Below are 12,077 nucleotides of genomic sequence, written 5' to 3'. Positions count from 1 at the left end.
CTGACACCTGTGATTGAGAGCCAGTCTAGGAGTGGCCTACTTCCAATCCTCATCGAGGATGCTGATTCCGCCCCAGGCTAAACGGAACACTTGTTGTTGAGCTTCCTGCCGGGTGGCACTTTCCGGGTGCTGTGCCCAGTACACCGCCGCCGTCTGCACCATTTGCACCAGGCCTCGGCCGAGCATCGCGGCTTGGGTGTGGGGAATACCCACGTTCGGGCCGAGCACGGACGCGATGATGCCGGCAATGCCGTCGTAGAAGTTGTTGAGCCTGTCCGCGACCTCGGGGAACGCCAACAGGTCCGCGCTGAAGACCAAGCGGTGGGCCTGCGGTTGATGTTCCACGAACTCGAAATGGGTGTCGATCATGGACTCCACGCGGATTCGATTCACATCACTGGCCGCCAGTGAATGATCCAACTTGGCGGACAGGTCCACCAATGTGTACTCCACGAGCGCCAGATACAGCTCCCGCTTGCCCGGGAAGTGCTGGTACAGAACCGGCTTCGAGACGCCCGCGGCGGCTGCAATGTCGTCCATGGACGTGGTGTGGTATCCACCGTCCGCGAAGGCGTTCAGCGCGGTTGTGAGCAATTGATCGCGGCGGTCTTCCTTGGCCATCCGCGGCGCGCGAGAGTAGTTGGAGGTACCGGCGACTGTTTGTTCCGGTTGGCTATTAGGTTGCAGATTCATTGTGGTCCTCCTCGCGGCGGGAGCCCCCGCCTTGTGATTAGCCGACCGCGCGATTCTGCGCAGTAGTCGAGGGGGATTGATCCGCGGGGGGATTCTGCTGGGATTCGCGATGGGCGGGGGCACCCACCTCGATTCCGTACAGCGCTTCCAATCCGGTGAAGTATTCGTCAGCACGGCCCTGTGAGGCCAGTTGCTTTGCTCGAACGGTGGGAGTGTGCAACAGCGAGCGGACCATCCGGCGCAGGGCCATTTCGATCTGGTCCTCGGCGCCGGTGCAGCCGTGGTGGGAACGAACCTTTTCCATTTCGGCGTCCAGGACGGCCATGGTGTGCTTGCGCAGCGCGACGATCGCGTCGTCCATGGCGCGGGCGTTCTGGGCAGCCTCGAACTTCTGGGCGGCCTGGTTCACGATGTCGCTGGCGGCGGCCACGGACTCTCCGGTTTCATCGGGGGCGGCCACGCGGACGGACTCGAGGGTGATGAGTTCCACGTGCGGCAGGTCTGCAATGGCGGGGTCGAAGTCGCGGGTCAGGGCCAGGTCCACCACGGTGCGGGGGCCTCCCGGGAACGACGACGCGGACATGGGGGAAGATCCTCCCGAGCAGCCGATGATCACGTCCGCGCGGCGCAGGGCCGCGGGCAGCTCGGCGTCCGAGACGGGGCTTCCACCGCGCTGGTCAGTGAATTGTTCGGCGCGGCCGGATCCGGAATACACCTCGATGTCCGCGCAACCACGATCGCGCAGGGCCGCCATAGTGGCTCCCGCGTACGCACCGGTTCCGAAGACCAGGGCGCGGCGCTCGGGCCACGAGCGGGCGGTGATGTCATCGGCGAGATCCAGGGCCACGGAGACTATGGAGCGGCCCCGTTCACCGAGCTCGGTGCGCGAACCCACTTCGCGGGCCGTGCGGGCGGCGGACTCGAACAACTGCACGAGATGACCGGAAACGGTCCCGGACTGCTGGGCCTGGTTCAACGCACGCCGGACCTGACCGGTGATTTCGCGTTCGCCCACAACGGCCGATTCCAGTCCTGAGACCACAGTGAACAGGTGCTGGGGGACCTCAACCCCGGTGAACGCGTCCATGGTTTCCAGAACGAACCGTTCGTCCAAGCCTGCTCGTTGGGCAATGCGCTCCACGATTTCCTGCTGGGCGCGGGCCACCTGACCCGCGGGGTCTCCGTGCTGGTCGGTCTTGAGCTCACCGTAGAGCTCCAGCCGGTTGCACGTGGACAACGTCACGGCGCCGTTCAAGGCGCCTTCGGAGACCGCTTCTTCAGCCACGCCCAGGGCACCGGTACTGAGCCGTGCGACCGTGTTGAGGTCGACGGAGCGGTGCGAGGCGACAAGACAGAAAAGGACCACAATCCAGCCATTCTAGACGAATTCTTCTGGTGCTCTCAGCATAACCATGCCGTAGGCGACTTGCCCGGACGTGGACAGGTCGTCAATAAAACTCCCATGTTTCCTTGGCACAATGGGAGGCACTATGGCTTCCCAGGACTTCAGCGCCGCCGCGCCCAGCGACCCCGCACACCGTACCGACTCCACCGAGCAGCAGTCTTGGGATCAACGCATCGCAGCATTGAGCTCGGATCACCCGCTCAAGCGTGACGAGGTCGCCAACTCCGCGTTGATCCGCACGCTGCGTGGCTTGGGCGCGCCCCACACCCCGGTGTGGTTCATGCGTCAGGCGGGGCGCTCGCTGCCCGAGTACCGCGAGGCTCGTGAAGGCACCGGCATGTTGGAAGCGTGCCTCACCCCCGAGCTCGCTGCCGAGATCACCGTGCAGCCGGTGCGTCGCCACAAGGTGGACGCGGGCATCTTCTTCTCGGACATCGTGGTCCCCATGAAGCTGGCTGGCGTGGGCGTGGATATCGTGGCCGGTCGCGGTCCCGTCCTGGACCAGCCCGTACGCACCGCCGCCGACGTCGCGGCCTTGCCCGAACTTCCCGACGCCGCTCTCGACCCCATTCGCGAGGCCGTCTCCCGCACCGTGGACCTGTTGGGTGACACCCCTTTGATTGGTTTCGCCGGCGCACCGTTCACGATCGCTGCCTACGCCGTAGAGGGTGGCCCGTCCCGGGATCACCTGCGTCCGCGCACCATGATGCACGCGGACCCCCAGGCCTGGGATGCCCTGGCCCAGTGGGCGGCCCGGACCTCCGGTGCATTCCTGCGAGCTCAGGTCCAGGCCGGTGCCTCAGCGGTGCAGCTCTTCGACTCGTGGGCCGGTTCGCTCTCGCTCGCCGATTACCTCGAACACGTGCAGCGTCACTCGGCGGATGCACTGGCCGCCGTGGCCGATCTGGGAGTGCCGCGCATCCACTTCGGCACCGGTACGGGTGAGTTGTTGGCCGCCATGCGTGACGCAGGAGCGGACGCCGTGGGTGTCGACTACCGCATCCCCTTGGACACCGCCGTGGAACGGGTCGGAAAGCGTACGGTGGTACAAGGCAATATCGACCCCGCGTTACTGGCTGCCCCTCGATCGGTGTTGCACGAACACGCTCGCGACGTTCTGCGCCGCGGCCAGAGCGCGCTCGCACACGTGGTGAACCTGGGTCACGGCGTTCCTCCGGAAACCGACCCCGAGGTACTGACCGACCTGGTGGCCTTCATTCACAAGGAGACGCAGTGACAACTTCGCCAGGTGCAACGGCCGCTACCGGTACTCGGCGTAAGGCCCGCACGGCCCTGGTCGTGGGTGGTGGCGTTGCCGGTTTGACGGCGGCCAGAGATTTGGCCGCCGCGGGCTTGCGCGTCACGCTGGTCGAAGCCGACGATCACTTCGGCGGTGCCGTGGGCGCCCACGAGGTCGCCGGGCTGGTCCTGGACTCGGGAGCGGAGTCGTTTGCGACCCGTTCGAACGCCGTCCCGCAGCTGCTCGAAGACTTGAACCTCAGTGACCGCGTGGTCAGCCCCAATCCGGCAGGCTCGTGGTTGTACCTTCCCGAAGGTGCGATGCCCGCGCCCAACACCGGCGTGCTGGGCATTCCCGCCGACCCCGCGGCGTCGTCGTTGCGACCCGCCCTGGGACGCTCCGGAATCGCCCGCGCGCGGATGGACCGGATGCTGCCCGCTTCGGTGGGGGCGGGGGAAAAATCGCTGGGCTCGTTGGTGCGCGCCCGTCTGGGTGCCCGTGTGCTCGAGCGGCTGGTCACCCCGTTCGTGTCCGGCGTGTACTCGACCCACCCAGATGAACTCGACGTCGACGCCGTCGCCCCCGGTCTGCGCGCCGGTCTCCGCGAGCACGGCAGCCTGTGCGCAGCCGCCGGAGCGCTGCGTGCCAAGAGTCCGGCCGGTGCGAATGTGGCCAGTCTGGACGGCGGCATGAACCAGCTCAGCGAGCGGTTGGTGCGCGACGTGGAATCCCGCGGCGTCAAGATCGTCACCGACTACGACGTGATCGCGCTCGACCGCGATCCCCGCCGCCCCGGCTGGATGGTCATTCAGCGTCAGCCACAGAACGGCGATAAGACTGCCGTGGCGCGCGGTGAGCTCCTGGTCATGGCCGCGGACGGCCCCACCACGGTGCGACTCATGGGCGGTCACCTGCCCGATTCGCAGCGTTACTCTCCGAAGCCCGGGCCGCGCGTTGCCCTGGCCACGCTGGTGTTGGACTGCCCCGATCTCGACGGCGCCCCGCGCGGCACCGGGCTGCTGGTCAGCTCGGACGTGGAAGAGGTGCGCGCCAAGGCGCTGACGCACTCGAGCGCCAAGTGGGCGTGGGTTCAGCGCGAGGCCGGAGAACACCGGCACGTTTTGCGGCTGTCCTACGGGCGTGCTGACGCCGGTTCCGACACGGTCCCACCCGAGGTCGCGTTGCCCGACGGGCACCTGATTTCACTGGCCATCAGCGACGCGCGCACCCTCATGGGAGTGCACATCGGGCCCGAACAACTGGTCGGAGCGGACGTGGTGCGTTGGCACACGGCCCTTCCACGCACGGACGTGGGCCACAGCAAGCGCGTCAACGATTTCCGCCGAGCCATCAAGGACGTCCCGAACGTGATTGCCGTGGGCGCGTGGCTGTCCGGTACCGGACTGGCCGCGGTGGTGGCCGACACACGCCAGCAGGTTGCGAAACTGCTGCGCAACCACGGGTACGAAACACCCGCACAGCGGGACTGAAACTTCAGCCATGACACGAGCATCGAAAGGACACACACGATGAGTGAGCACGTACACGCAGCACAGCAATCCGCCGTCGAGACGGAGGAAACGACCGAGGAGAAGCTGTACTGGGCTGTTTACACCGTGCTGGAGCGAACCGGGGACCGCACCCCGGACGCCGATTCCGAGGTCAACCAGGCCGAATTCGATCGTCTGGTCCAGGAACTGTCCGGTGACAACGTGACCGTGCGCGGCGTGTACGACGTCTCCGGCATGCGTGACAACGCCGACCTCATGGTGTGGTTGACCGGTGATCAACCCGACGTGCTGCAGGAGGCCGTGCGCAAGATCCGCCGCCAGCCGCTGCTGGGTGGCACCCGCCAGGTCTGGAACGCGATGGGTGTGCACCGCGACGCAGAATTCACCCGCAACCACGCGCCGTCGTACGCGCGCGGCATTGCCCCCGAGAAATGGGTGTGCGTGTACCCGTTCGTGCGCTCCTACGAGTGGTACTACATGAACTCCGAGCGCCGCGCCGAAATGCTCAAGAACCACGGCATGAAGGCTCGCGACTACCCGCAGGTACTCGCCAACACCATTGCGTGCTTCGGGCTCAATGACTTCGAATGGCTGCTGGCCCTGGAAGCGCCCGAGCTCGTGGACCTGGTCGACGTCATGCGCGAGTTCCGCAACACCGAAGCGCGCCTGCACGTGCGCGAGGAGATCCCGTTCTACACGGGCCGCCGGATCGAAACCAGTGAGATCGCCGAGGTGCTGCGCTAAGCATGGCACCCGTCGAACAACAGGTCAGCAATCCTCTCAGTACCGCCCGCGCCGCGGAACCCCGGCACTTCGACGCCGTGATCCTCTCGTCCTTCGGTGGTCCCGAGGGCCAGGACGACGTGATTCCGTTCCTGCGCAACGTCACTCGTGGGCGCGGCATCCCGGATGAGCGCCTCGAGGAAGTCGCCACCCACTATCGCGCCAACGGGGGAGTGAGCCCCATCAACGCCCAGAACCGTGCGCTGCGCGATGCCTTGGAAACGGAACTGCGCGATCGCGGCGTGGACGTGCCCCTGCTGTGGGCCAACCGCAACTGGGACCCCTATGTGGCCGATGTGCTCACGGAGTGCAACGACCGCGGTTACCGGGACCTGTTGGTCCTGGCCACCAGCGCGTTCTCCGGATACTCGAGCTGCCGCCAGTACCGTGAGGACTACGGCATGGGGCTGGAAGAACTCGGTCTGGCGGACACGTTGCACGTGGAGAAGGTGCGCCCGTACTTCGACGAGGTGGGGTTCCTGACCCCCTCGGTGGAAGGTCTGCGGGACGCCCTGGCCAAGCTGCGCGAACGCACGGCGGAGGGCCCTTTGGAGGTGCTCTTCACGACCCACTCGGTTCCGGACACCGATGCCTATGCTTCAGGTTCTGAACGCATCGAGTTCGAGGAGAACTCCGCGTACGTGGCCCAGCACCTGGCCGCTTCACGTTGGATCGTGGATCAACTCGGCGGCGCCATGGACGGCGTGAACTGGCAACTCGTTTATCAGTCCCGCTCCGGCCCGCCGCAGATCCCGTGGCTCGAACCGGACATCTGCGACGTGATCGAGACTCTTCCCGAATCCGGTGTGCAGGGCGTGGCCGTGGTGCCCGTGGGCTTCGTGTCCGATCACATGGAGGTCATCTGGGACCTCGACACCGAGGCCAAGGACGCCGCGGCAGAGGCCGGTATCGAATTCGAACGCGTGGCCACCGCTGGAACGCACCCTGCCTTCGTGGGGGCGCTCGCGGACGCCATCGAACAGCGGCTCGGGACCGAGACGGCTCCGCCGCGTGTCTCGGCGTGCGGGCAGGGAACGTGGTTCGACAACTGCCCCGCGGACTGCTGCACCAAGATCCTGCGCGGCCAGACCGAACCCCGGCCGACCGTGGCACAGACCCCGCTGGACCAGCCCATTGCCGTGGCCATGGACGAGCAGGGCGAGGTGATCTACCGGTGAGCGAAAAAACCTTCAGGGTCGGAACGCGTGGTTCCCAGCTGGCGATGACGCAGACCGGTTACGCGGCGGATGCCGTGGGTGCTGCTGCCGACCTAACGCCCGAGCTGATCACCGTGCGCACCGAGGGTGATGTGCTCACGGGGCCGCTGTCCCAGATGGGCGGCACCGGGGTCTTCGCGACCGCCCTGCGTGCGCGATTGCTGGACCGTGACGTGGACCTGGCGGTGCACTCGCTCAAGGATCTGCCGACCGCACCGGTCCAAGGCCTGGTCATTGCCGCCCTGCCGGAACGTGAGGATCCCCGGGATGCCCTGTGCGCCCGCGACGGTCTCACGCTGGACGAACTTCCGCAGGGTGCGGCCGTGGGTACGGGTTCACCGCGCCGCGTGGCCCAGCTGCGTGCACTGCGCCCCGATCTGAAGATCGTGGACATTCGCGGCAACGTGGGAACCCGCCTCAACCGGGTGGCCCCGGGCGACCTGGATGCGGTGGTGCTGGCGGCGTCGGGCCTGAAGCGTTTGGGCCTGGAAGGTCGGATCACCGAGTACCTGGACCCCGAGCGAATGCTGCCGGCACCGGGGCAAGGCGCGCTCGCGCTCGAGGTCTCGAGTGAACTCCCCGAGGATTCACCGCTGGGCCGCGGTCTGGCCGCCGTGGATGACCTGCCTACGCGCCTGGCGGTCACCGCCGAACGTTCCGTGCTGGCCCGGCTCGAGGCCGGTTGCGCCGCGCCCGTGGGAACTTTCGGCCGCATGGTCGACGGCGATCTGCACCTTGACGTGGTGGTCGCCAACCCTGACGGCACCGAGGTCATGCGTCGCTCGGAAGCTACCGATGAACTCTCCGTGGAGGCCGCCGCAGCCCTGGGCGTGCGGATCGCCGACGAACTTCTGGCCGACGGCGCCGATCGATTGGCGCGGTTGACCCTGTGATATCCCGCGTGTTGGTCACTCGCGGTCCCGCCGTGTCCCGTGAACTCACGGGGCTGCTGCGGGACCGCGGGTACGACGTACGCGTGGCACCTTTGCTCGAGGCGCAGTTGCCCGAGGACACCGCTGCCCTGCGGGCCGTGTTGGATCTCGCCGCTGGCCCTGAGGTTCCCACATGGCTCACCGTCACCTCCGCGAACACGGTGTGGGCGCTCGCGGCCATCGCCGACAATTCCGACTGGGGTGCCGCTCTGGACCGAGCGCGCGCGAGCACACCGAAACTCTCCGTTGCAGCGGTTGGCCGCGCCACGGCGTCGGCGTTACGACAGGTTGGAATCGGCGTGGACTTCACCCCGTCGCACGAACAGAGCGCGGCCGGAATGCTGGCCGAATGGCCCACCGCACGCGCCTCCGCGGGGGAAGTCGCGCTGGTGCCCGCGTCCGAACTGGCGTCGTCGGCCCTTGCGGATGCACTGGCCGAGCGCGGCTATGACGTAACGACCGCCGTCGCCTATCGCATGGTGCCCGCACCGGCCGCCGAGCCTTTACAGCCAGACGCTCCGCTCGGTGACGATCCGGCCGTGCTCGACGCCGACGCCGCTCGCGACCAGTGTGCGCGCGGCGAGTTCCGCGCCGTGGTGGCCACGGCGCCGTCGCGCGTTGCTGCCCTGTTGGACGGCCTGGCGCCTCCGCCCGGGGGGACGAGGTGGGTGGCGATCGGCGAACCCACCGCCGCCGCGCTGCGACAGCGCGGCCTCACGCCCGTTGTGGCCGAGGATCCGAGTCCGGCGGCCCTGGCTGTGGCCGTGGATCGCGCCCTGGAAGATTTGTTCAAGACCACTAGTTCGACCGAGGAGAAATCATCGTGAGCTCACACGCACCGTTGTACGACCTGGTGTCACGCCCGCGCAGGCTCCGCACCAATCCGGCCATGCGCCGCTTTGCCGCGGAGAACCGCGTGCACCCTGAGGAACTGATCCTGCCTGCGTTCGTCAAGGAAGGCATTTCCAAACCCGTGGAGATCCAGTCCATGTCCGGCGTGGTTCAGCACACCGTGGACTCGCTCAAGCAGGCTGCGGCCGAGGCCGTGGAGCTGGGGTTGGGCGGCATCATGCTGTTCGGCATCCCCGAGACCCGCGACGCCGTGGGATCCGCCTCACTCGAGGAGGACGGGATCCTGAACCACGCGATCGCCCAGGTCCGCGCCGAGGTGGGCGATGACATCGTGGTCATGTCCGACCTGTGCCTGGACGAGTTCACCGACCACGGTCACTGCGGTGTGCTGGACGATGACGGCGTGGTCGACAATGACGAAACGCTGCGGATCTACGCCGAAATGGGCGTGGCCCAGGCGCAGGCCGGAGCCCACATGGTGGGCCCGTCCGGCATGATGGACGGCCAGGTGGGCGTGATCCGCGCGGCACTGGATTCCGCCGGCTACCAGGATGTCTCGGTGCTGGCGTACTCCGCCAAGTACAACTCGGCGTTCTACGGTCCGTTCCGCGAGGCCGTGGATTCGGCGCTCACGGGTGATCGTAAGACCTATCAGATGGACCCGTCGAACCGTCGCGAGGCGCTGCACGAGCTGCAACTGGACCTGGACGAGGGCGCGGACATGGTCATGGTCAAGCCGGCCATGAGCTACCTGGACATCCTGCGGGATGTGGCCGAGGTGTCCCCGGTGCCCGTGTCCGCGTACCAGATCTCCGGTGAGTACGCGATGATCGAGGCCGCAGCGGGTAACGGCTGGATCGACCGCGACGCAGCGGTCAAGGAGTCCGTGCTGTCCATCAAGCGCGCGGGAGCCAATTCAATTTTGACGTACTACGCCGCCGAACTGGCGCGCTGGTACCGCCAGGACAACGGGAACTAAATCAGACTGCCGCCGCGCGTGCCCCCAACCGGCCGCGGCACACACGACCGGGAAGATCCCCGGTGGAAGGAACCAAGTGATCTCATGAGTGTCTCCCAAGAACTGTTCGACCGTGCTCAACGCGTGATGCCCGGCGGCGTGAACTCCCCGGTGCGCGCCTTCAACTCCGTGGGCGGTACCCCTCCGTTCATCTCCGCAGCCAAGGGTCCGTACCTGACCGATGTGGACGGTCGCGAATACGTGGACCTCGTGGGTTCGTGGGGTCCGGCACTGCTGGGCCACGCGCACCCCGTGGTGTTGGAATCGGTGCACGAGGCTGTGGAGCGCGGCCTGTCCTTCGGTGCCACGACTCGCGGCGAGACCGAACTGGCCGAGCTGCTGGTCGATCGTGTGGGCCCGGTGGAGGAGATCCGCATGGTCTCCACGGGCACCGAGGCCACCATGACCGCTTTGCGCCTGGCCCGCGGTTTCACCGGCCGCGACCTGGTCATCAAGTTCGCCGGTTGCTACCACGGTCACGTGGACTCGCTGCTGGCCGAGGCCGGTTCCGGCGTGGCCACCCTGGCCCTGCCGGGCTCGGCGGGCGTGACCGAAGCGACGTCATCCCAGACGCTGGTGCTGCCGTACAACGATGTCACCGCCTTGGAACAGGCCTTCGCGGATCACCCGGGCGAGATCGCCGCGGTGATCACGGAGGCAGCGCCCTGCAACATGGGCGTGGTGACCCCGGAGAACAACTTCAACGCCGAGATCCGCCGCGTGACCCAGGAACACGGCGCGCTCATGATCCTGGACGAGGTGCTCACCGGGTTCCGCGTGCACGAGGCCGGTTACTGGGGTCTCACTAACGAGGCAGAGGGCGGCTGGACCCCCGACCTGTTCACGTTCGGCAAGGTGATTGGCGGCGGCCTGCCCACCGCGGCACTCGGTGGCCGCGCGGACGTCATGAACTACCTGGCTCCGACCGGTCCGGTGTACCAGGCGGGCACACTGTCCGGTAACCCGATCGCCATGGCGGCCGGCCTGGCCACGCTCAAGTGTGCCGATCGCATTGCCTACCAGACGATCGATCGCCGCTCCGAGCAGCTGCGTGACGCCGTGCGCTCGGCACTGGACACCGCTGGCGTGAACTACTCGATCCAGGAGGCGGGCAACCTCTTCTCGATCGCGTTCGGCACTCGCGACACCGGCGTGCACAATTACGCGGACGCCAAGGCACAGGAAACCTTCCGCTACACCCCGTTCTTCCACGCGATGCTGGACGCGGGCGTGTACCTGCCGCCCTCGGTCTTCGAGGCGTGGTTCCTGTCCGCAGCCCACGATGACTCGGCCATGGACCGGATCATCTCCGCACTGCCCGCCGCCGCTCAGGCCGCTGCGGAGGCCCAGCCCGAGCGGGGCTGATTCCGTTTCTGCGGGATGCGGGCCATTTGGTGCGGGTTTACTCCACGGTAGACCGGTTTACCGTGCAGTAAGACCGCATCAAAAGGTGGTTGGCTCCCACGACGGCGACGGCGCCGCGTCCCTTGCCGGGGCGCGGCGCCGTCGTTCTTTCTGGACACTGGGCGGGTTTGGCTTCAACATTCGGTCAAACTCGGTGGTGGACCGGCCAGGTGCCTTCCACCACGGCGTCCGGGTCGCGGCGTCGGAAATACTCCTGCAGTGACGCCGCCTGCTCAGCGGCCCATCCGATTTGGGCCCTGTGGAGTTCGCTCGCCGTGGCCTGCAGTTCGGCGAATTTCTCAGCCATGGCCGCGGCTAATCGTTCGGTGGCCAGGGCATCTGCGGCGGAGGTGTGAGCGGCGTCGAGCACCACGCCGTACTCCTCGCACAAGGCCCCCAGCGTGCGCTTGCCCTTTCGGAATTTGTGCACCTGCTTGTTCAGGATGAACGGGTCGAGCACGGGAAACGGCTCCACCCAGGGCACGCCGTGTCGCTCGCCCTCGCGAGCCAGGACCGTCAGGTCGTAGGCGGCATTGAAGGCGAGTACCGGGGTGCCTTGCCCCCACAGTTCGGCCAGAACGGCGGTCAATTCGGTGACGACGGCGCTCGCGGCCTGTCCCTCGGCCCGCGCCTTCTCGGTGCTGATCCCGTGGACCGCGGCGGCGGCCTCCGGGATCTCGACGCCGGGATCGGCGAGCCATTCCCACTCGCTGACGACGGCGCCGTCGGGAGCCACTAGGACGACCGACGCTGTGACGATGCGGGCGGTCTGTGGATCGCGGCCGGTAGTTTCCAGGTCGAAGCACGCCCTGGGGAGTGCGGTCCAGGGCGTCGTGGGATCGACCGGTGCGGGCTCAGCACCTGTGCCCTCCGGCACTGCAAAAGCTTTGGTTCCGGGCTCACTGTCTGCCGGAATGTGGACCGTCGGTCGGGCGGGTGCGGCGGGAGGTGCCTGGGGCGTCGAAAGTGCGGGACCTTCCGCGACGTCGAACAGCGTGTCCTGTGTGGGATCTTCGGCGGAT

The 12,077-nt window shown here is 67.1% G+C and carries 11 protein-coding genes; 8 read left to right on the top strand and 3 right to left on the bottom strand.

Annotated elements, in window-relative coordinates:
• Positions 1–36: 36 nt before the first annotated feature.
• Together EWV37_RS03935 and EWV37_RS03930 are read right to left on the bottom strand one after the other, a co-directional pair.
• Entirely contained in the window at positions 37–693 is a 657-nt protein-coding gene (locus tag EWV37_RS03935) for a TetR/AcrR family transcriptional regulator (protein WP_129699963.1), read from the bottom strand.
• A 37-nt stretch (positions 694–730) separates the two neighbouring features.
• On the bottom strand, positions 731–2,059 hold the full coding sequence (locus EWV37_RS03930) for a glutamyl-tRNA reductase (RefSeq protein WP_129699961.1): 1,329 nt from the start codon (positions 2,057–2,059) through the stop codon (positions 731–733).
• A 124-nt stretch (positions 2,060–2,183) separates the two neighbouring features.
• Between EWV37_RS03930 and hemE the strand changes: the two genes are divergently transcribed.
• The 8 genes from hemE (at position 2,184) to hemL (ending at position 11,016) form a co-directional block, all read left to right on the top strand.
• Positions 2,184–3,335, top strand: coding sequence for a uroporphyrinogen decarboxylase (hemE, locus tag EWV37_RS03925; protein WP_238663050.1), 1,152 nt, complete (start codon positions 2,184–2,186; stop codon positions 3,333–3,335).
• On the top strand, positions 3,332–4,828 hold the full coding sequence (gene hemG / locus EWV37_RS03920; protein WP_129699959.1) for a protoporphyrinogen oxidase: 1,497 nt from the start codon (positions 3,332–3,334) through the stop codon (positions 4,826–4,828). The genes hemE and hemG overlap by 4 nt, the downstream gene beginning before the upstream one ends.
• A gap of 39 nt (positions 4,829–4,867) precedes the next feature.
• Positions 4,868–5,593: a hydrogen peroxide-dependent heme synthase gene (gene hemQ, locus EWV37_RS03915; RefSeq protein ID WP_129699957.1), complete on the top strand. Its 726-nt coding sequence runs from the start codon at positions 4,868–4,870 to the stop codon at positions 5,591–5,593.
• 2 nt (positions 5,594–5,595) lie between these two features.
• Entirely contained in the window at positions 5,596–6,810 is a 1,215-nt protein-coding gene (locus EWV37_RS03910; protein WP_129699955.1) for a ferrochelatase, read from the top strand.
• Positions 6,807–7,742 carry a hydroxymethylbilane synthase gene (hemC, locus tag EWV37_RS03905; RefSeq protein WP_129699953.1) on the top strand — a complete coding sequence of 312 codons (936 nt, stop codon included), beginning with the start codon at positions 6,807–6,809 and terminating at the stop codon, positions 7,740–7,742. The genes EWV37_RS03910 and hemC overlap by 4 nt, the downstream gene beginning before the upstream one ends.
• A gap of 8 nt (positions 7,743–7,750) precedes the next feature.
• Positions 7,751–8,608 (top strand): uroporphyrinogen-III synthase, encoded by an 858-nt coding sequence (locus EWV37_RS03900; protein WP_238663049.1) that lies wholly within the window; start codon positions 7,751–7,753, stop codon positions 8,606–8,608.
• The gene (hemB, locus tag EWV37_RS03895; RefSeq protein WP_129699949.1) at positions 8,605–9,612 is read left to right on the top strand and encodes a porphobilinogen synthase; all 1,008 of its coding nucleotides are present in this window, start codon (positions 8,605–8,607) and stop codon (positions 9,610–9,612) included. The genes EWV37_RS03900 and hemB overlap by 4 nt, the downstream gene beginning before the upstream one ends.
• 84 nt (positions 9,613–9,696) lie before the next feature.
• Positions 9,697–11,016 (top strand): glutamate-1-semialdehyde 2,1-aminomutase, encoded by a 1,320-nt coding sequence (gene hemL, locus EWV37_RS03890; protein WP_129699947.1) that lies wholly within the window; start codon positions 9,697–9,699, stop codon positions 11,014–11,016.
• 184 nt (positions 11,017–11,200) lie between these two features.
• On the opposite strand, the gene EWV37_RS03885 is transcribed toward hemL, so the two are convergent.
• Positions 11,201–11,932, bottom strand: coding sequence for a 3'-5' exonuclease (locus EWV37_RS03885; RefSeq protein ID WP_274542999.1), 732 nt, complete (start codon positions 11,930–11,932; stop codon positions 11,201–11,203).
• Between the last annotated feature and the right edge of the window lie 145 nt (positions 11,933–12,077).

This window comes from Kocuria carniphila, from assembly GCF_004136555.1.
In the GTDB taxonomy this organism is placed as follows: Bacteria; Actinomycetota; Actinomycetes; order Actinomycetales; family Micrococcaceae; genus Kocuria; species Kocuria carniphila.
The sequence above is the reverse complement of the archived record's forward strand: the minus strand, read 5'-3'. Positions and strand labels throughout refer to the sequence as shown.